This is a genomic window from Maribellus maritimus, from assembly GCF_022267315.1.
Taxonomy (GTDB): Bacteria; Bacteroidota; Bacteroidia; order Bacteroidales; family Prolixibacteraceae; genus Draconibacterium; species Draconibacterium maritimum.
Genome location: NZ_JAIKLE010000014.1, coordinates 108,268 through 129,929, shown reverse-complemented (window position 1 = coordinate 129,929; position 21,662 = coordinate 108,268). Strand labels below are relative to the sequence as shown.

The window sequence follows — 21,662 nt, the reverse complement described above, 5'->3', positions numbered from 1 at the left end:
TCTAATTTCGGGGTGGGTTATCCACTATCGGGCTGATGTCAATCAGATACATTTGCCGGCCAAATCCTTCGTGAGAAGAATCGATAGCTACCTGTTTACCATCAGGAGTAAAACGTGGGTGCAAATCTACTCTTAAAACTCCAGGATTATAGGGGTACAGATAACCACCCAACTTATAAGCCAATTTACCAAGCGGTACAAATTTTTTGGTTGGAATATGATACATGTACAGATAGATAAAACCATTAATATTGTATGTGTCGGTTAAAATCCAGTCACCGCTTTTATGCAGGGTAATATGTCCGTTCGGAGCATCAAAATATTTTTCTTTGGGAACACCGGTATCGTCATCTAAAAAACGGAAATACCCCCGAACACGATTTCCGGTTTCAGGATCGGGATGATATCCGTTATCCATAATTTCTTTGTCGTTAATCCAAAAATGATGACTGGGTTCACGATACAGGTATTTCACATCTTTACCATCCAAATTCATAGAAAAACCTTCGGTCCTCGCCTGTGTCTTTCCCGGTTCAGTTTCACGTGCATCTTTAATAAATGCAATAAAACGATCTCCTGAAGGATTAAATCCTTCTCTAAAAAAGTACAATGTCCCGTTTATTGTGTCAGCCGGTAATCCATCAGGATATAAAATATGCGCCATATCGCGAACCGACATAAGCATCTCTACGTTTTCGGTTTTCATATCCATTTTCCAGACTCCAATCTCCGAAGGGGCCCATTGTTTTTTATATGGATCTTCCACTCCCATATATCTGCATCCCGCATGCACAATACGTTCAAAATTCACCGATAACAATGTTTGCCCATCGGGCGAAATGGTGTAAACGGAAATTGGGAGCGTGCGTGTTTGTTTGGTTCTTATATTATAAACCCTGCTTATCAGTTTCTTCCCGTCATCCGAACGGTCATTCCAGATTATCTCTTCCGATGAGCCGGGAATCCATTGTAGCCTGCATCCTTGTTGCCAATTCCAGGCAGTTGTTTCGCCTATTTTTATCCATTTATTGTTGTCCACCAAATCAAAGTAGCCAATTTCTCCTTTGTCTGACGACTGAACAATCCTGCCTTCAACAAAAATACGCATCCCCAGCATGTATCTTCCTTCCGGGTCAAATTCCAATAGCTCGCGCTGCGCACAATTATAAAAAAAGAATCCGTGATACATTGGAGCCTCAGAACTTCCCACCGGAGAAATTCTTACAGGTTCAAAATACACCGCATCCTTCGCATTTAAAACTTCCTCAAAACTATTATAAACGGAATAAGATTTTTTGTCGTTTGATTTTAAACTTTCTTTTTCTGACGCAAATAAACTGATTGATAACAGAAATGGAAAAACAACAAATAATGGCCTCATCATATTTCATGGTTTAGTTAAAATAAATAACACCATAAAATACAAAAAATTCGCTAACATACTGTATAGAAAAAGGAAGCGCTCGCTTTAATCAATGTATTTTCTTTTTAAACTTTCTTCAATTGATTGTTTAAAATTAGCTGTTCTCCTTTCTGGGGCTGAAAAACAACAGTATTTCCGTCGTACATTATCTTGCATGATTTTCCAAGTAAAGAAGTAATTTTTAACTCCTTCAAAACACTTTCTTCCCACTTAATATCAATTTCAAAACCACCACGAGAACGCAAACCTGTTATCTCGCCACTTTCCCAAGAAGGAGGAAGTGCCGGTAGAATCTGTAATACACCATTGTGACTTTGCATCAGCATTTCGGCAATACCTGCAGTGGCACCAAAATTACCATCAATTTGAAATGGAGGGTGAGTATCAAAAAGATTCGGAAGGGTTGATTTGGCCAACAATGCCTGTAAATTTTCTTCTGCCTTTTTGCCATCTTTTAAACGGGCATAAAAATTTATTATCCAGGCGCGGCTCCAGCCCGTGTGTCCTCCTCCGTTTGCCAATCTTGCTTCAATGGTCTTTCTTGAAGCTTCGAGCCATTTTGGATCATCCGGATTGGTAAATTCTTCTCCCGGATAAAGGGCATACAAATGTGAGATATGCCGGTGCCCCGGGTTTTCCTCAGGTAATTCTTCCGACCACTCTAATACACGGCCATCCGACCCTATCTGAGAAGGAGTAAGTTGAGCAAGTTTATTTTTTAATGTATCGGCAAATTCAGCATCAACTTTTAATATTTCTGAAGCTTTTATACAATTTTGAAAAAGTTCCCTGATGATTTCGTGATCCATGGCAGGTCCCATACAAACAGCCGCCGCCTCTCCATTTTTGGTTATAAACTTGTTTTCAGGCGACATGCTCGGTCCGGAAACCAGCAATCCGGTTTTTGGATTTTCAACCAAAAAATCAACAAAAAACAACGCAGCTTCTTTTAAAACCGGATAAGCCTCTTCTTTTAAAAATTGTTCATCGCCTGTATATTCGTAATATTCCCAGAAATGATCGGAACACCAGGCAGCGCCCATGGGCCACATTCCGTAACCGGTCATTCCGATTGGGTCGGTAAATTTCCAAACATCAGTAGTGTGGTGAGCCACAAAGCCTCTGCAGCCGTATACCTCTTTTGCGGTTGTTGAACCACGTTCTCGGAGGCCTTTAACAAACTCAAAAAATGGCTGCTGACATTCTGCAAGATTGGTTACCAGCGACGGCCAGTAATTCATCTGAATATTTATATTAATGTGGTAATCGGCATTCCATGGCGGCGATAAAGAAGGATCCCAAATTCCTTGCAGATTTGCCGGAAGACCATCAGGCTGTGAAGAACTGATTAATAGATAACGTCCAAACTGAAAATACAATTCTGCCAGATGAGCATCAAGCGCCCCATTCTTTATCCTTTGTAACCTATCATCTGTTGGGATATTCAAAGTATCTGGTGAGTTCAACTCTATATCCAGACGGTTAAACTGCTTCTGATAGGCTGCAATATGTTTTGATTTGAGCGCTTTAAATTCAGTTTCCTTTGCTTGTTTAATATCAGCCGATGCTTTTTCAACTTCGTCTGCACCCCAAAAATCCGTTCTTCCTGAAATTAGAATTTCAATTTCGTCCGCATTCTTAACGACTAAACTTTCATTTTCAGCAATTATTTCACCTCCATTGTTTTTTATATTTACAATCGAAGCAAAATGGGTTCCTTCTCCTTCGTATTCCGCAAAACCAGACATCAACAACTGGTTCTCACCAACCGAAACCGTTTCTGCGTCACCTGGCCTTTCCAGCCAGGTTTTAAAATTTAAACTTCCTTTTTTGGATGCTGAAAGTTTTATAACAATAAGCTCATCAGGGCGTGATGAAAAAAACTCACGAGTAAATTTCACTCCATTCGATTCAAATGTGGTTGTTGCAACTGCATTCCGCAAATCGAGTTCTCTTTTGTAGTTACTTATATTCTCTAATCCCTCAAACTGAAGAAAAAGATCACCCAAAGTTTGATAAGTATGAACTCCGCCATCCAACCGTGTTCCCATAATTTTTTCCTGTGCGAGCCGATCTCCTTCTGCATATTTTCCTTCAAAAAGTAACTGTCTGATTTCTCTCAGGTAATTTAGTGCTTCCGGATTTGCCCGGTTAACAGGGCCACCTGTCCACACCGACTCTTCATTCAATTGAACATATTCTGTTTCAATTGTTCCAAAGACCATAGCACCAAGCCGTCCGTTTCCAATCGGAAGGGCTTCAGTCCACTCACTGGCTGGTTCATTAAACCAAAGTTTTAAATCACGTTTTTCTTCTTTATGGGGTTCACAAGACAATAAAAACAAACAAACAATCAAAAAAGAGTTGAAAATTCCTCGCATCTTATCAGGTTTTTGTTGATACTCCGAAGATAAGAATTAATATTTTCATTACAGAAGCCATAAAACAAAAGGGGTAGTGGTTTTAACAAATAAGCCATTCTACCCCTTTCTATTTATTACCAAAATTTCTTTTACTCGTCTCCTCTTCTGGTTTCAATAATTACGACTCCGTTTGCGCCGCGTGCACCATAAATTGCTGCGCTTCCGTCTTTAATCACATTTATACTTTTTACCTGTGTAGTTGGTATTGAATTTAATACACTTGAATCTACTGTCACACCATCAAGAACAATTAAAGCTGCTGTACTGGAATTGATTGAATTCACTCCTCTTATTTGAATTTCTCCGTTTACCACCTGAACACCAGTAAAACGCCCGCGAATAATTTCAAAAATGTTACTATACTGTGAGAAATCCATATCATTTCGATCGAGCGAAGACAAAGCATTCAGCTTTTCTTCATCACTTACATAGCCATATCCGATTGCGTACTCTTTAGCCTTTGTACCAGGTTTGAGTTTCAAATTAATGGCTGCAAGCTTCGATTTCTCGTCCAGCTTTACTCTTTGATTATAAAATCCTTTTGCACTAATAACAAGAACATCGTTGTTAGCAACACCAACAGAAAAATTTCCGAGGCTATCTGTAAAAACCTCCTGTTTGCTACTTTTTACTTTAACACTTGCACCGCTTACCATTATACTGTCAAAAGTAGTTACCAATCCGTGAATAATTCGATCCTGTGCCTGCAAGTTCAACGATAACAAAAAAGCTACTGCAAATAGTAACGAATAATAGATTTTTAGATTCATGGTTTCTGTTTTAAAATTTTTAAACTCACTGCTCAAAACTAAATTTGAAAAAAGAATATACAGGAAGCGATCAACAAATTCCGTGCTAGTTATCCTTTACTTATTCTCGTCACTTCCACTTTTAGTTCGAATAACGACAACACCATTTGCACCTTGAACTCCATAAATAGCTGAACTTCCATCCTTTAAAACATCAATACTTTTTACCTGATCGGTTGGTATATTACTTAGAGCAGTTATGTCCCGCTGGATTCCATCAACTACGATGAGTGCTGCATTATTAAAGTGATCAAATGTATTTTTTCCTCTCACGATTACCTCCCCGTTTACAACACGTACACCTGAAAAACGACCTTGCAAAATTTCATAGATATCTGCATATTTCGAAAAGTCTATGTCATCGTCATTGAGATTTGACAATGCATTAAGTTTATCGACATCCCTTACATGTCCATAACCAATGGCATGTTCCCTGCTTTTGATTCCTGGCTTTAAATTTAGATTTACTGCAGCAAATTTTATTTTGGGTTCCAATTTAACTCGTTGCTTGTAAAATCCATTTGCACTAACGATTAGAACATCTTCATTATCACACTGTACGGTAAAACTCCCTAAACTGTCGGTTAAAACAATTTGCCCTGTACTTTTTACTTTTACATCCACTTTTGCCAGCCGAATGCTATCAAAAGTAGTAACAGTTCCATGGATAACTTTATCTTGTGCTTTTGAACCAAATACCAAAATAAAAAAGAAGATACATGTGAAAGAAAAAAAGTTAACAATTCTCATGGCCTATTTTTTTGGTGAACAACTACAACAAATTTAGACTAATTATTCTATCAAAAGTTTAAAAACCAATCATTTTCTTAAAGAAAGAATATGTTCTTTAACCTATTCTCACCTCAAAAAAAAAGCTTGGTAATCTTCTGTTTTTAAAATTTCAGATGAATTTTAGCTGATTTTTTATGCCTTTGTTGATCCCACTTTTTTTACCCGATATGGTTTTTTATGCTGCGATTCAAAATATGTACGCATTTGTAACTCGGCAATTATTCCAATAGTAATAAATTGAATCCCTCCCATTACAAGCAAAATACCCAATAATAACAGGGGTTTCCCCCATATATCGTTTCCCAAAATCTTCAGAATTAGCATGTAAATATTAATCAACACACCGATTCCAAGCGTAACAATACCGATAGTTCCGAAAAAATGCATCGGGCGTTGCAAGTATTTTTTAAAAAATACCATTAATATCAAATCGCTCATTACCCGTGTAGTCCGCCCCAGATTATATTTAGAACTTCCAAATTCACGAGGTCTGTGGTTTACATCTACCTGTGTAAGGTGAGTGGCTCCTTCAAGTGCAATCAAAGCCGGAATATAACGATGTAATTCCCCATAAATATGAATACTTTTTATGGTTTCTTTTGTGAAAATTTTAAGCGTACAGCCTAAATCCTTCATATGGATTCCAGTGGATTTCCGAATCATATAATTGGCAATCTTTGAAGGTATTTTACGAAGGAACATTCCGTCCTGCCGGTTAGCACGAATGCCGGCAACCATATCCCACTCTTCATCCTCAATCATTTTGAGCATCATTGGCACATCGGCCGGATCGTTTTGTAAATCACCATCAATCAACGCGATATATTCTCCTTCCGCCTGGTCTATTCCTGCCTGTAATGCTGAGCTTTGGCCGTAATTCTTTTTTAGCTCAACAAGGATAAAACGCTCATCGTTTATTTTTTTGATTTCAGCAACTGTATTGTCGCTTGAACCATCGTCAACAAAAATAGCTTCAAAATCAATTCCATCTAATCCTTCTTTTATTTGTTCTGAAAGGGGGTAAATACTTGGTTCTTCATTATATACACAAATAACCAGCGAAAGTTTTTTCATGTTTTTGTCTTTAATTCTCTGAATTTCGTTTTCTGTTTCTGTTTACAATTAGCGAATTTAGCTTTTTATTCCTTTTATTAACAAGGTGTCGCATTTTGCTGCTTTTAACCTGTACTTCAATATTTTTTGATAATCATCGGAGTTATACCATTCATCAAAATCTTCTTTGGTTTTAAATTGAATAAGCACAAGGCGTGTATAATCCCATTCTCCTTCCAGAAGTTGTGGTTCATTCTCGACAGATAAATATTCACCATTAAACTTTTTAAATATCTCTCCAGCTTTATCAATATATTTTTGATATTCCCGGGAGTCTCGAATTTTTATGTTGGCAACAAAATAATAGCTCATTTTTTTGAATACAAAAGCAACTAACGATAAATAAAGTGCAAAATTAGTATTCCAAATTAATTTTTATATGATTTAATTTATGCCTTTAAACTTCCATATGAAAGAAACACGCAACGTCTTATATTTCCAGTCGTGTAAGCCATGTTGATATTTAAGCCTGACTGCTCTGTTCTCAAAATCTTTACGCATTTCAAAATTCATATGCAGCGGTCGGTCACGCTCATTTTTATAGCCGGAGTACCCCGAAAATGAACCTGAAAACACCCATGTATTTTTTATAATTTCACCTCCTAAAGCATATAACAGCGCGTCGTTTTGAAGGTTGAGTTCGTCGTTGGTTTGCCAGGAATAAAAACCTATTAATCCAAATGGACGAAATAAAGTGGCCTCTTTTTGTCCAAAATCCTTTGAAAAACTCAAATCGAAAAAATAACCGGGGCTATCGGTGTAACGTGCAGACTCCAACTGGTTTCCCGAAGCTGTTTTTGTGGCAAACCGAAGCAAAGTATTGGGAAATTTTCTGTCTTTTGAAATCTGAATCAGAGTACTGAAATAAAAATCTCCAATCGCAACTCCCGTTCCATCTTTGTTTCGGGCAATTCGCTCGTTTCTAATTTCCTCCGAAAAAGCAAAATGCTCAAACAATACTCCCCACATTTCTACAGCAATTCTATTTTTTGCAAACGGAAGAAAAAGTTTTGCGGAAATATCCTGAGTGGGATCTCCTGAATGAAAGTGATTTGAGGTTGTAACCTGAAATTCGGTTTTCTCCGTGATTAATCCTCGCTTAACTTCGGGAACCGGTAGCGCATTTGGTCCCATATAACCGGGAGTAATCTTAATCCAGTTTCGCCACCCCGGATCACCCGACTCCCAGCCGTGGAGTTCGTTCCACCATCCCCAGTCATCCTGAGCGTTCGTATAAAAAAATGAAAATAAAAAAGTGAAAAATAAAAGCCGAAACTTCATGTTTTATCGTTTGAATTTTCAAAGATAAAAAAACCCTTCAGACAAATCTGAAGGGCTGTTATTTAAAGCTCCAATTTTTCTCTTATTTTTTTGGGAATAGCATCTTTATGAACCATAATACACATGGTTTTATAATTTACATAAGGTTTTGATGCATAAAAATATCCCTGGTACTTATTATAATCGCCCCATGAGTTCTTTACTTTGTAGAATACTTTTCCTTCCTGATTTTTTGATATTCCTACAATGTGCATCCCATGATCATCAGTAGTCTGATAGTTATCAAATGCTAACTGCCGCATTTCCTGGGTAACATCCATTTCCGGAACCGGATTTTTTAGTTCGTATAACTCCTTTTCCTTTTCTCTTTCAGAAAGTGCCTCCCAACGAGCAATCTCTGCATCACTCATATCCTCAGATGGCGCAGCAGGCAAAACGGCGACTCCCTTGTTGCTGGTAGCAAAACCTTTCTCGCTAACATCGGCAGCCCAGGCAACTGTAAAACCGTTGTTTAGTGAATAATCTATAATCTCCTCCAAATCTTTTAACGGCACATTATAAACTTTATCCCACGACCAGTTATCAGGCACTTCCAAAATAAATTTTGAATAAAACGGGTGATGCGTGTATGAGGAAATCTCAACATAGTCATCCATATTTAAACCAATATAATCGGAAGCAAAACTTCTTGGATTATATGCTTTTCCTTTATAATCAAAACTCTCGGGAAGCTCACCAAGGTATGAATTTAGTGTTTGGTCAATGGTTTCGTGCCATACAGTGCTCAATTTTCTGTTCTTATTTTCAACAACCGCATCAACACTTTCTCTTAATACTCTATCCATTTCTCCGTGAACATGCTTTTCCTCACCATATTCCAAGCCATCGTAAACCGATTCAGGAACGATACCAAATTCACGTATCATATTGGTAACATCGTGAAATGCACCACCGGCAGAAAAATTCAAATTTCCATGCAAACGTACGTGTTTTTTTGCCTTCTCTGAATAGGCATGCCATACCACAAACATTTCAGAAAGATCAACTTCGGGCTTGCCCAAACGTAGCATTTCCGACTCGAGAAACGAAAGCGCAGAAAACGACCAGCAGGTACCGGAACGATACTGATCTTTCACAGGTGTAGCAGGCAAAAGGACTTCATCCTTAAACTCATAACCTGGCTCCCTTTTGTTCTTTTTTATTTCATTTCCTGCAAACAGAGTGTTTGCCACAAGAGCTGTAAATACAACAGCAAAAAGTAATTTCAACCTCATCTTATCTCCTAAACTATTAATGCTTTAATTTGAATCGCTGTCAAAATTAATAAATAAAATCTCTTAACAAAAACTTTACCTTTTAGAAACATTCTGAATTTTAAACATGGATTCAAGCTCAATGTTTAAAGGGATCATATAAATAGTTGCATGTTTACATATAATGCGAAACACAATAGTTTGCAATCATTATCTTATACAAATAAACTCTGAAAATGTAATATTAAAACAGATACCGTTTACATAAAAAATCACCAAATGGGTTAAAACAATAGTTTTTGAATATTAGTGATTTCTCAATGGTTTTTATTTTGAAATAAGTGAGTTTTATTTACATATTTGTATCAAAATACCATAAAACAAAATCATGATGGAAAAATTTCATTATATGTTTAATAGAAAAATGTGGTCTGCCGGAATTGTTTTTCTGCTTTTGCTTGGGATTGTTCTTTTTTCTTGCAAAGATGAGTTTAATGAAGGCGAGGAAACTTTTGAAGGTTATGGTGACATTTTTATACAGAAAAAGAAAGCCGGCGACGAAATACTTTACGCACCTTATTATCACTTAGTTGCAAACTCGTCTATTGAATCTGCAACGGTTGAAACACCAAATGGGGAAAGCGTTGAACTCGCCCCATATGAATACCTGACAACCTATATAAGAGAGCCGAAGGAAGACGAATTTTCCACTTCAATAATGGCGGCCGGAACTTATCAATTTACTGGTTCATATGACAATAATAAAACATTTACTGTTACCGATATGTTTGATGCCGGTATTATCGATTTCCCAAAAATTGATTCCGTTAGTTATGACAACACAAATTACTACATTTATCTTTCCTGGGAGACTGTCAGCCGTGCAAACATGTACAAGGTGAATCTGTTAAATCAAGCCGGGAATATTGTTTTTAGTGGTGCTGAACTTACTTCAGAATCAAATGCTTTTGTGATAGGTATAGATACAGAAGGCTGGATAAGCACTCCGTATACAGGAGATGTTTTAACGATACAATTGCATGCTTATTTGTTTGACAGTGATGCCGATGACGACAACTGGTATTATAATATTGAATGTAATTCATATACAGAAACGCAGGTTGTTTGGGGAGAATAGCAAATCTGGCAACGAAATCCTAACTGCGAATAAAAACATAACAAAACTGACTACTAACACATTGAAATTATAACCAAAGTGTAAGGGAAGCCTCTATTCTATTCTTGTTTGGTAGAATATTAACTCATAAAATTAATCTCATCATAGCGAAAACAAAACATCAAACGGTCATTTACCATTCCAGTCGCCTGTATATAAGCATATTTTATTATTACAGCAACAGTTATTTAAAACAAATCCAATATCTCTTTATATCTATAGCAAGTGATTAAATGGTCGTTGATAACTCCCGTAGCCTGCAGATGAGAATAAATAACAGTACTGCCTACAAACTTAAAACCTCTTTTCTTTAAATCTTTAGATATCTCATCTGAAAGAGGTGTTGTAGTTGGCATATCCCTGATAGTTTTTAATCTATTTACTATCGGTTTATTGTTTACAAATCCCCAGATATATTTATCAAAACTGCCGAATTCCTTTTGTACATCAAGAAAGCATTTTGCATTATTTACACACCCATTAATTTTAAGTTTATTTCTAATTATAGAACTATCCTGAAGCAGTTCATCTATTTTGTCCTGATTATAATTAGCTATTATATCTGGATTGAAGTTATCAAATGCTTTTCTAAATGCTTCTCTTTTATTTAGAACAATTTGCCAACTTAAGCCAGCTTGAAAACCTTCCAAAACCAGAAACTCAAACAATTTTTCATCATCGTGCAGAGGTACCCCCCACTCAGTATCGTGATACTGAATCATCAACTCATTTTTTGTTCCCCATTCACATCTTTTACACATTTTATCATCTTTTGCCGAAAAAGTTAAATAAAATTAATCAAACCTTTAGCTCTGTTTGTAAAATATTATTTTTGTTTCCTTACAATAAAAGAATGAAACGAATATTAGCTATACTCTTTCTGGGACTCCTGATAGCTCAATCGCAGGCGCAGGTTAATCTGAACCATTATATGACCGTTGGGCAAACCCGTATTCAGATTGGAAATTATACAGGAGCCATCGAATATTTTAACATTGTAATAAAATTTAAACCCTATCTTCCTGAGGCCTATTTTTACAGGGGGGTGGCAAAACATCAGCTTGAAGACTATCGCGGGGCGATACAAGATTATAATAAAGCGCTGGAAATAAAACCTTTTTACCCTCGGGCCTATACCAACCGTGGCATGGCCTACCACAACCTGAAGGAATACGACGAAGCCATTAGTGATTATAATAAAGCACTGGAGTTTGACCCTGACAACGAATCAATATACAATAACCGGGGAATTGCAAAACTGGCTCAGAAAAATATGGAAGGAGCCATTGAGGACTATAACAAAGCGCTGGAAATCAATCCAAAATCGACATATGCTTTGATGAACCGAAGCAATGCAAAAATTGTGCAAGGTGACATTAACGGAGCCGTTCGCGATTTGAACCAGGTTATTGTCATCCGGCCTCATTACGCGGCAGCTTATTTAAACCGTGGTCTGGCTCGTTTTGAACAGGATGATTTTGCTTCGGCTTTGCGCGACTATGACCAGAGCATCAGGCTGGATCCGAAAAATGCACTGGCTTTTAACAACCGGGGAATTGTAAAACATAAACTGGAGGATTACGCCGGTGCAATTATGGATTACGACATGGCACTCCAGCTTAACCCGGAAATGGCAAGTGCCTATTTTAACCGAGCAATGGCTCGGGAGATTCTTGGTCGTCCGGGGTATACCAACGACTACAAAATAGCCTCCCAACTTGATCCTAAATTTGATTTGGAAAGCAGACGTTTGGATGCTGAACAGTTGGCGCAAAATCAACAAAACCAGCAGAATCAAAATCAGGGACAAAATTCATCCAATGCACAAACACAACAGTCTGGAAATTCACAAAGTAATTCCTCTGCTACTTCAGCAAAAAATAATACAGCGCAGCAAAACAATTCTTCTGGCGCTCCCCCTGCGAAAAACACATCGCAGAAAAACAATACTTCGTCTAATGCAACTGATCACAACAAGCAGGAAGACGACAAGGAAAACAATGAGAGAAATAGAAATAGAAGGAGAAGAATGAATCTGATTATTGAGGACTCTCGAAATTTACCTGATGAAGAAGAAGAGGAAGTTGACGATGGCAGGATCCAGAACAGAAACATCGTAATTGATTTGCAGCCAATTTTTATCATTTCTGCTTTCGACAAAAATGATGTTGATTATGACCGTTTTCAGTACTATAACATGGCCATTGAAGACTTAAACGAAAAAAATAATTATAATCCTTTGTTGACAATCTCAAACAAACCGGTAGCTGAATATTTGGATGTATTTGAAAATTTTATTTTGTATTTTAACGCACGCCTGGAAATACAGAAAAACGCCCACAACTATTTAAACCGTGGAATCTTCAATAGCCTGACCAGAAACTATAACGATGCATTAGCTGATATAGATCAATCAATCAAAATGGATGACAAAAGTGGTGTCGCATACTTTACAAGGGCAAACTGTCGTTTTAAAATGTTGCATGAAATTGAAACGAATTCGGGTTCGGAAAGTGAATTCAGCATCCCGATTACACAGCGTTTTTCAACTGACGACGGTCAGCAACCCCATGCAAATATCGATTATAAAGAAATAATGGATGATTACGAAGTAACACTATTTCTTAATCCAAAATTCTTTTTTGGATACTACAATCGAGCTTATATAAAACTGAGGCTGAAAGAATACAAAAGTGCGATTGAAGATTTGAATCGAGCAATAGAACTAGAACCTGAATTTGCGGAAGCCTACTTTAATCGCGGTTTGACAAAAATTTATCTTGATGATGTGGAAGGCGGGGCACTCGACTTAAGCCGCGCAGGAGAATTGGGATTGATTGGAGCATATAATATTATAAAAAGGTATTGTAATTAGTTTCGCTTAAGGAGTAACAACGTCTTTCAAGGAGGTGCTCAACAAGAATCTGTCATTACTAATGGATTTTGAAAAAAAGTAGCTTATTTCAATTTCATTTTTTTCAAAATCCAAAACAGAATTGACTTTTTACCACCGTCCTAATAAGGTTTGAGGAAAAATGGAAGAAAGCATTAAAACATATAAAGATGTAAATCGTAACAATGGTTTGAATTTTAGGATTCAGCGCATGGAAGACATTTATGCTGAACGAAACGGACAAGTTGACAAACCGCACCGGCATGATTATTACACGGTTTTGGTAGTAAAAAAAGCCACAGGAAAACACATCATCGATTTTAATGAATACTCGTTTTCAACAAACCAGGTATTTTTTGTAAGCCCGGGGCAAATTCATCAGGTAATTGAAGAACGCCAATCTTCGGGTTACGTCATTCTTTTTTCAACTCAGTTTTTAATTGAAAACAACATTCCCTTTCATTTTATTGATGATTTAAATTTATTTAACGACCACGGACACTCGCCTCCTCTGCCAATTAATAACGAAGAATTGGCTATCCTTTCAGGCTTCTGCGAGGAAATGCTAAAAATACAGGCCTCCGATTTAAAATATAAAGAACAGGCCATTAGTTCGTATATAAAATTGCTGTTGATTCACGGGAATAACGTTTGTACATTAAAAAGCAAAGACCCACAAAATCAGGAAGCTGTAAATTCTATTCTGAAGAATTTTAAGAATCTGGTTGATAAAAAATTTTCAGAATGGCACCAGACAAGCGACTATGCCAGTGAACTTAGTGTTACGCCCGACTATTTAAACCGTGTTGTAAAATCGCTGACAGGAAAAACCGCCAAAGAATTTATTCAGTCGCGAATAATTATTGAGGCCAAACGACTAATTGCATTTTCCGGTTTAACCGGCAAAGAAATTGGCTACGAATTGGGATTTTCGGAACCTGCTAATTTTAGTGCTTTTTTCAAAAAAGAAACAGGAATTCCACCTTCTCAATTTAATAAAATACCTTAAAGTCGTTTTTTCATAATCTTTCTCCGTATTCTCATATTCCCCAACTTTTATTTTCTTCTGACCTTTGTATGAACAATAATTCAAGAAGCAGAAAGGAAACAAAAATGAAAACAATTTTGCATCAATCAGAAACAAGAGGACACGCCAACCACGGCTGGCTCGATTCGCATCACACCTTTAGTTTTGCGAATTACTACAACCCGGAAAGAATGCACTTTGGCGTTCTTCGGGTTTTAAACGATGACCGTGTCGCTCCCGGCAAAGGATTTGGAATGCATCCACATGACAATATGGAGATTATTTCCATTCCGCTGGAAGGTGACTTGGAACACAAAGACAGCATGGGAAACAAAGCGGTAATTAAAGAAGGCGATGTTCAGGTAATGAGCGCAGGAACCGGAGTATTTCATAGCGAACACAACAAAAACACCAACAAAGAAGTAAAGTTCCTGCAAATTTGGATTTTCCCAAATGCAAAAAATCTCACACCGCGATATGACCAGATTTCGATTCGCGATGTTGAAAAAGAGAACACATTCTATCAAATACTGTCGCCAAATGAAGACGACCAGGGAGTATGGATTCACCAAAACGCATGGTTTCATCTGGGTAAATTTGAAGCTGGAAAATCAGAAACGTATCAATTAAAAGATGCCAGCAACGGAGTTTATGCTTTTGTTCTTGACGGAGAAGTTGAAATAGCCGGACAAAAATTAAACAAACGCGATGGCTTTGGAATTTGGGATATCGAAAGTTTTCAATTCAAAGCACTTGAAAACAGCAGGATTTTATTAATGGAAATACCTATAAATTAACAAATTAAAGATTTAAATTTATAATACTAATAATTAAAAATTACAATGATGGAAAGCAAAAAAATAATTTGGAAAGTAGATGCAGCGCACTCAGAATTCACATTCAAAGTAAAACACATGATGATTTCGACAATGGGTGGCGAATTTGGAAAATTTGATGTTACTGCAGAAACAAAAGGCAACGATTTTACAGACGCTGATATTCAGGTAGAGGTGGAAGTGGATTCAATTGTCACAAAAAACAGTGACCGCGATGCCCACTTAAAATCTGACGATTTTTTCAATGCTGAAAAACACCCGCTGATTACCTTTAAATCAAAATCATTTGACGGCGAAACTCTGGTTGGTGACCTCACCATCAGAGACGTAACCCTGGAAGTTAGTTTAGACGTTGAATTTAATGGAATTGCAGTTGATCCTTACGGGCAAACAAAAGCAGGTTTTGAACTTACCGGCGCAATTAACCGCAAAGAATTCGGCTTAAAATGGAACGCTGTAACCGAAGCCGGAAACGTAGTTGTTTCTGACAAAGTAAAACTGGAAGTGAATGTGCAGTTGGTAAAACAAGCATAATACATAGAATAAATTCAGAAAGCATCAGTACAAAATACTGGTGCTTTTTTATTGCTCTTTTTGTTTCACCCAAATTAATTTCGAAGCGCTGTATCCGCGTTGCTCCGCTTTTTTAAGAATGCCAATTAAAACATGTTCGTCCAATTGAGTAGTGCGACTCAGAATCCACAAATATTTGTCGTTTGAACTTCCAATCAGCGCCCACTGATAATTTTCATCCAGTTCCAACACATTATAATCGGCATAAAAAATCCAAAAAAAAGACACTTTCAATTTGCCCGGCTCGTCGGTTAGTTTTGCTTTTCCAACCGCCTCACTCAATTCTCCATTCAATGAATTTTTATAGCCTCGATTTACGACTTCTATTTCTCCATCATCGCGTTTAGAATAAGTTGCAGTTACGCCAACCAAGTCACGTTCAAAACGGTGGTCGTAACGTGCAATTTCGTACCAGGTTCCTAGGTAGCGTTCAACATCAAGCTCTTTTACAGTTGAATAATCCATCGTTCCGGAATTTTGAGATTGACATCCAAAACCAATAAACAAAACCGAAAAAACAACAACCAAATAGTTAAGTTTTTGCATTTTATTCTTTTTTGTTAATAATACACACAAAAACTCATATTGTTTGTACGAACGGGACTAAAAAAAACAGCCTACTTTTCTAGCCTTCGAATCATTTCCAAACACATCCGTCCGTTATGATACGGCGCTTTCCAGGCATTAATTTTATGGTCGGGAAGCAAATCGAAATTTTTATCGCGTGCCCAAAACCACTCTCCGTATTCATGATTAATAATGTGCTTTTGAATGAACTTCCAACTTTTCTTCGTAAACTCCGCATATTTTGTATCGCCGGAAATTTGCCATGCATTAAAAAAGCCAATAACGGCTTCCGCCTGCGGCCACCAGTGGTATTCTTCCAAAAATTTTCCGCTTTCTTTTTCATAAAAAATACCGCCATTTTCCTGTAAACCTTCGGCAATTGTAATTTCCACCATCTTTAAAGCAACCGGTTTTATTCGATTTATTAAAGCTTCGTCGCCTAAAACCTCGGCAGCTTCATACAAAAGCCAGCTTCCTTCAATATCATGACCGTAAGAATCGATATCTCCGCGAATCGTCCAGTCATCATCAAAAAACAACAAAAAGTGACCGGTTTTTGAATCGATAATTTTATCCAGGAAAATATGAATCAGTGCTTCCAGCTTTTGTTTCAGAGCCTCATCTTTCCAAATTCGATATAAATTGGTATAAGCTTCCAAAACATGCAAATGTGTGTTCATAGATTTCCGCACATTCATATCTTTCGGGCTCAGCCGTTGATCCTCGATACTATTCCAGTTGGCAGTACTGGCTTCAATGTAGCCTCCGAATTCAGGCTCGGCACCGTATTTTTCCAAAAGCATAAACATGGAAATTGCCAATTGTTTTGTCACGTCGTTTTTGAAAGCAAGATAATATTCAGAAAGCGCGTAAATGAAAAACGCCTGAGCATAAAACTGCTTTTTCGTGTCCAGCGCGTCGCCATCGGGAGTAACGCACCAGAAAATTCCGCCATTTTCATTATCCCAGAAATTCTCCATTAAAATACGGTAAGCTTCATCGGCCATTTTTTTATAACCCGTTTCCGGGAAAATGCGGTGGGCTGCTGAAAAAGCCCATAAAATTCGGGTAACTAGCACTGCCGAATGTGGTTCTTCAGGAAAAATTTCATTTTCATTCGACACCTGCCCGAAGAATGTTTTTCTCTGCGGGTCATAAACCTTTTCCTGCCAAAATTTTAAAATATTGTTGGTTAGTTCGTTTTCAAATTGCGGCTTAAAAATTTCTGGTTTCAACTTCTTTTTTTTAAAAAATTAGACCTTTGTTAAAAAAATAAATTTTTATCGTGGTCAGGGAAAAATATTCCGGCGTCAATTCGGACGCGGTCAAGCGTTTCCATCAAATCAACACTCATTTGCCAACTCATCCGGTCGCTTTGAATTTTACCGGCATCCAGACATTCCATTACATGTGCGGCCTCGTACTGGTACCCCCAACCTTTTTCGTGCCCTGAATGCAAAATCTGCTCATCCTCACCATTCTTTTTTACTGTAATATTTGTTGGCGTAAACCAGCGCGGATTCAAAATCATGTAGCCGTTTTCAAACCAATATTCAGTTTGTGTAGGAGACAATGATGCAAAACTGGATGTAAGATTGGCCATCTCACCATTTTTGTATTTGAAAATCATACTGATGGTTTCTTCTGAGCCTGTAGGGCTGAAATCAACCAGCGTTTTCACCAACTCTGGTTTTCCAAGCGAAGTTAAGGCAGCAAATACCGGATAAATTCCAATGTCGAGCAAAGAACCGCCGCCCAGTGCCACATTGTACAAACGATTATCGGGATTAAACTCACCGTTAAAAGCAAAATCGGAACGAACCAATTTGAGTTTGCCCAATTCACCCGACCGGATAACTTCCATTGCTTTTACAAAACTTGGCTGAAACATGGTCCAAAAAGCTTCCATCAAAAAAGTGTTATTTTCGTTGGCACAGGCCACCATTTCTTCTGCTTCATTTTTGTTGATAGCAAAAGCCTTTTCACACAACACTGCTTTTTTATTTTTTAAACAAAGTATTGCATGCTCGCGGTGAAACGAGTGAGGAGTAGCCACATAAACAGCGTCGATTTGTGGGTCAGCAAGCATCTCCTCATAACTTCCGTAAGCTTTCTCAAAACCAAATTCATTGGCAAAATCCTGCGCTTTTTGCAAACTGCGAGAAGCCGTTGCATACAGATTTGCGTTTGAAAGCAATTTTAAATCACTACTAAATTTCCGTGCTATTTTTCCACAACCCAAAATGGCCCAATTGTACTTTTTATTCATTTTTGTTGGAATTAGATTTCCGGCAAAAATAAGTCTCTTTTAGCTGAAATCTTAATATTTTCCCTGATTCCTTTCGATCAATTTATTTATGGTTTCCACACTTTTCCCGGAACGGAATCCGTCTTCAGGTGTGTTTAAACAATAATCTAGCAAACGGTCAACAGTGGTAGTTGCCACGTGCATGCGTGTATCCGACGAAGCGTAATAAATAAACACCTCATCTTTTTCGTTGCGAATCCAGCCGTTGGCAAACAATACATTCGAAACATCCCCTACCCGTTCTTCGTTTTCGGGCGCTATAAAATAACCTCCCGGACGGGCAATTACTTCTGAAGGATCTTTCAAATCAGTCATAAACATAAACAAAACATAACGTAAACCAGCAGCGCACCCACGCACACCGTGTGCCAGATTTAACCAACCTCTTTCGGTTTTAATCGGAGCCGGTCCCTGTCCGTTTTTCAGTTCTTTTATGGTATGGTAAATTTTTTTATCGATAATCTTTTCTTCCGGCGCTTCAGCTTTTGTAATATCATCAACCAATGCCCAGCCAATGCCACCACCGCCGCCAACATCGATAAATCCATCCTGCGGACGGGTATAAAAAGCATATTTCCCGTCAACAAATTCAGGATGCAACACCAGGTTTCGCTGCTGCCCGTGATGCGAAATAAAATCGGGTAAACGTTCCCATTTTATCAAATCTTTGGTACGGGCAATCCCGCCGCTGGCTGTCGCTTGCGAAGTATCTCCTTTCGGAGCTGACGGGTCTTTCCGCTCAGCACAGAAAACACCGTAAATCCAACCGTCTTCATGCTGCGTTAAGCGCATATCGTACACATTGGTATCCGGGTCTTCGGTTTGCGGAAGTGTAATTGGTCGCTCCCAAAAACGCCAGTTATCAATTCCGTTCGGACTTTCAGCAATAGCAAAAAATGATTTCCTGTCCCAGCCTTCGGTACGTACCGCCATCAGATATCTCCCATTCAGATAAATTGCGCCTGCATTAAATGCAGCATTAATACCGATACGTTGCATTAAAAACGGATTATTTTCGTAGTTCAAATCGTAACGCCAGTGCAGAGGTGCGTGTTCCCCTGTGAGAATCGGCCGTTTGTAACGATAATAAATTCCGTTATAATTTTTCGTAAGGCGCTTATTCTTTTTTGTGAGCAATTTTTCATGCCCTTTTTTTAAGCTTGTGAGTCGTTTATTAAATTCTGCAATTGTTGGTATCATCGTTCTGTCAAAAATTAATTAATAGTGATTATTTCTCCGGAAGTTTGTTCCACCATGTTTTTTTCAAAATCACACCACAAACCACCGTAATAATTATCGTTATCCAAATTGGAAATGCATCTTTCAAAATAATATAGATTGGAAGTGCCACCAGCGCTGTCTGGCCAATTGTTCCAACTACAACATTAAACATATCGAGTTTGAAATTTTTATTGGGTTTAAAATCAGGGTCTTCAGCCATAACTTTCTTTTTGATTGGCCCCCAAAATCCCCAGGGATTTACTGTTTTGTAGAATGATTTTAGTGTTGCTTCGTCGGTTGGTTTTGTTAAGAAAGTTCCTAACAATGCACCTGCGGCAGATATAATTAACAACCACGGGAAGTAATACAAATCGAGTGTTTTAGTGAATACGTAAGGGAAAATCAAAGCCGGAATCAAACCGAAAACCATTCCCCAGAAATAGCCGTAGCCGTTAAAACGCCACCAGTACCATTTTAACACGTTTGAAACCACGTAACTTCCGTACAAAGCAGACACAATCCACTGCAACATGCTGTTTACATCTTGTGCAAAAATCCCGAAAATGATACTTACAATTACCACCACAATTCCGGTAATGTAATTCATATTTTTCACCTGATTATTGGACGCCTCCGGTTTTACATAACGCAAATAAATATCGTTTACAATATATGCCTGCGCAGCATTCAGCGTTCCGGCAAAAGTGGAGTTAAAAGCGGCCAATAAACCGGCAAGTAGCAATCCCATAAAACCAACCGGCACAAATTCTGCAATCGCCGAGGGTAAAATCTGCTCAAAATCAATTTGTCCACCTACCATTAAATTCAAACGGTCGTAATACACGATTCCAAGAATGGCAAAACCGGCAATCATAAAATAACGGATAGGCATCAAAACCACTGAAACAAAACCGCTCATTTTAGCTGCCTCCTTCGGTGATTTTGTTGAAAGAATTTTCTGCATATCGTATGTTGGAGCAGGTCCTGCAATGGAAACCAAAACTCCTTTAAAAACCATCATCATAAAAAAGATGGAGAACAAAGAATAACCGTCGCTGGAAATTTTTGAATTTACCTCGTCAATAATTCCACGCCAATCGAGGTCGTTTAACCTCCATCCGAAAAACGGAGTTTTCCACCCTTCCGGAACAACCAAGGATTCTGTCGCGAGAGCTTTCATTGCCAAAACGCCAATCAAAATCGCAGAAATTGTCATGATTATATATTGCAGAACATCGGCCCAAACGATACTTGTCATTCCACCTAAAACAGCATAAAAAACCGCAAACAATGTAAATGCAATTCCATAAACATGAGGCACATATTCCGGTGACACGTGAAATGGGAAATAAGGTTGAACGATATCCCAGGGAATAAAAATCATTACAAATTTACCGAGCCCTATAAATCCGTAAGCGAGATATCCCAAACACATTATCAAAGCAAAAACCACAACTACTCCGTGCGAAAGATTACTGTCGCGGGAGCGGCCAAAACGAGTTGTAATCCACTCTGCACCGGTTGTTACACCTGAACGGCGCAACCAGACACTCAGAAAAACCATAAGGAAAACCTGGTTAAAAACCGGCCACAACCACGGAATCCAAATACTCTTTAACCCGTAAACAAAAAGCAGGGTTACCAGCCACATGGTACCGGAAATATCAAACATACCCGACGCATTGGAAAGACCAAGCATATACCAGGGCAATTTATTCCCTCCTAGCAAATAATTTGATTTACTTTTTTGGGCCACCTTTTTTAATACCAGGCCAATTACAACAGTTGCAACAAGATAAGCAAATATGATTACAATGTCGGTTACAGTTAATTTCATTACTGTTTTAGTTTAAGTTTGTGTTGATTAAGATATAATTCAAGTTATCCTCCTGGTTCTTGTAAAAAATACAATAATACGATTTTTATTTGTTTTGCGGTTGTTATGAAGATGAAATTAAATACGTTT

At 38.0% G+C, this 21,662-nt stretch carries 19 protein-coding genes; 5 read left to right on the top strand and 14 right to left on the bottom strand.

The features are described 5' to 3' along the window. Position 1: 1 nt before the first annotated feature. From K5G00_RS14130 to K5G00_RS14095, 8 genes are all read right to left on the bottom strand, one after another. On the bottom strand, positions 2-1,384 hold the full coding sequence (locus tag K5G00_RS14130; protein WP_238766824.1) for a hypothetical protein: 1,383 nt from the start codon (positions 1,382-1,384) through the stop codon (positions 2-4). 104 nt (positions 1,385-1,488) lie between these two features. Beyond that, the gene (locus K5G00_RS14125; protein WP_238766823.1) at positions 1,489-3,804 is read right to left on the bottom strand and encodes a glycosyl hydrolase family 95 catalytic domain-containing protein; all 2,316 of its coding nucleotides are present in this window, start codon (positions 3,802-3,804) and stop codon (positions 1,489-1,491) included. A 131-nt stretch (positions 3,805-3,935) separates the two neighbouring features. Beyond that, a complete protein-coding gene (locus tag K5G00_RS14120) occupies positions 3,936-4,616 on the bottom strand; it encodes a TonB-dependent receptor plug domain-containing protein (RefSeq protein ID WP_238766822.1) in 681 nt (226 codons plus the stop codon). A 96-nt stretch (positions 4,617-4,712) separates the two neighbouring features. Then, on the bottom strand, positions 4,713-5,405 hold the full coding sequence (locus K5G00_RS14115) for a TonB-dependent receptor plug domain-containing protein (protein WP_238766821.1): 693 nt from the start codon (positions 5,403-5,405) through the stop codon (positions 4,713-4,715). Between the two features lie 174 nt (positions 5,406-5,579). Then, complete coding sequence (locus K5G00_RS14110; protein WP_238766820.1) at positions 5,580-6,521, bottom strand: glycosyltransferase family 2 protein; 942 nt, start codon at positions 6,519-6,521, stop codon at positions 5,580-5,582. 57 nt (positions 6,522-6,578) lie between these two features. Next, the gene (locus K5G00_RS14105) at positions 6,579-6,872 is read right to left on the bottom strand and encodes a DUF1330 domain-containing protein (RefSeq protein ID WP_238766819.1); all 294 of its coding nucleotides are present in this window, start codon (positions 6,870-6,872) and stop codon (positions 6,579-6,581) included. Positions 6,873-6,944: 72 nt separating this feature from the next. Then, the gene (locus K5G00_RS14100; protein ID WP_238766818.1) at positions 6,945-7,841 is read right to left on the bottom strand and encodes a hypothetical protein; all 897 of its coding nucleotides are present in this window, start codon (positions 7,839-7,841) and stop codon (positions 6,945-6,947) included. Between the two features lie 62 nt (positions 7,842-7,903). Next, the gene (locus K5G00_RS14095) at positions 7,904-9,115 is read right to left on the bottom strand and encodes a C1 family peptidase (RefSeq protein ID WP_238766817.1); all 1,212 of its coding nucleotides are present in this window, start codon (positions 9,113-9,115) and stop codon (positions 7,904-7,906) included. 367 nt (positions 9,116-9,482) lie between these two features. On the opposite strand from K5G00_RS14095, the gene K5G00_RS14090 reads away from it, so the two are divergent. Further along, positions 9,483-10,232 (top strand): hypothetical protein, encoded by a 750-nt coding sequence (locus K5G00_RS14090; RefSeq protein WP_238766816.1) that lies wholly within the window; start codon positions 9,483-9,485, stop codon positions 10,230-10,232. A 227-nt stretch (positions 10,233-10,459) separates the two neighbouring features. Here K5G00_RS14090 and K5G00_RS14085 read toward each other — a convergent pair whose 3' ends face one another. Continuing rightward, positions 10,460-11,032, bottom strand: coding sequence for a DNA-3-methyladenine glycosylase I (locus K5G00_RS14085; RefSeq protein ID WP_262921365.1), 573 nt, complete (start codon positions 11,030-11,032; stop codon positions 10,460-10,462). Between the two features lie 92 nt (positions 11,033-11,124). Between K5G00_RS14085 and K5G00_RS14080 the strand changes: the two genes are divergently transcribed. From K5G00_RS14080 to K5G00_RS14065, 4 genes are all read left to right on the top strand, one after another. Then, positions 11,125-13,146 carry a tetratricopeptide repeat protein gene (locus K5G00_RS14080; protein ID WP_238766814.1) on the top strand — a complete coding sequence of 674 codons (2,022 nt, stop codon included), beginning with the start codon at positions 11,125-11,127 and terminating at the stop codon, positions 13,144-13,146. A gap of 160 nt (positions 13,147-13,306) precedes the next feature. After that, a complete protein-coding gene (locus K5G00_RS14075) occupies positions 13,307-14,173 on the top strand; it encodes an AraC family transcriptional regulator (RefSeq protein ID WP_238766813.1) in 867 nt (288 codons plus the stop codon). A 104-nt stretch (positions 14,174-14,277) separates the two neighbouring features. After that, positions 14,278-14,988 (top strand): pirin family protein, encoded by a 711-nt coding sequence (locus K5G00_RS14070; protein ID WP_238766812.1) that lies wholly within the window; start codon positions 14,278-14,280, stop codon positions 14,986-14,988. A gap of 45 nt (positions 14,989-15,033) precedes the next feature. Next, a complete protein-coding gene (locus K5G00_RS14065; RefSeq protein WP_238766811.1) occupies positions 15,034-15,561 on the top strand; it encodes a YceI family protein in 528 nt (175 codons plus the stop codon). 48 nt (positions 15,562-15,609) lie between these two features. On the opposite strand, the gene K5G00_RS14060 is transcribed toward K5G00_RS14065, so the two are convergent. From K5G00_RS14060 to K5G00_RS14040, 5 genes are all read right to left on the bottom strand, one after another. Next, entirely contained in the window at positions 15,610-16,146 is a 537-nt protein-coding gene (locus tag K5G00_RS14060) for a lipocalin family protein (RefSeq protein ID WP_238766810.1), read from the bottom strand. A gap of 71 nt (positions 16,147-16,217) precedes the next feature. Then, the gene (locus K5G00_RS14055) at positions 16,218-17,402 is read right to left on the bottom strand and encodes an AGE family epimerase/isomerase (RefSeq protein WP_238766809.1); all 1,185 of its coding nucleotides are present in this window, start codon (positions 17,400-17,402) and stop codon (positions 16,218-16,220) included. Positions 17,403-17,431: 29 nt separating this feature from the next. Then, entirely contained in the window at positions 17,432-18,436 is a 1,005-nt protein-coding gene (locus tag K5G00_RS14050; protein WP_238766808.1) for a Gfo/Idh/MocA family protein, read from the bottom strand. A gap of 51 nt (positions 18,437-18,487) precedes the next feature. Then, positions 18,488-19,675 (bottom strand): glycoside hydrolase family 130 protein, encoded by a 1,188-nt coding sequence (locus K5G00_RS14045; protein ID WP_262921364.1) that lies wholly within the window; start codon positions 19,673-19,675, stop codon positions 18,488-18,490. Positions 19,676-19,703: 28 nt separating this feature from the next. Continuing rightward, on the bottom strand, positions 19,704-21,533 hold the full coding sequence (locus tag K5G00_RS14040) for a sodium:solute symporter family protein (RefSeq protein ID WP_238766807.1): 1,830 nt from the start codon (positions 21,531-21,533) through the stop codon (positions 19,704-19,706). Between the last annotated feature and the right edge of the window lie 129 nt (positions 21,534-21,662).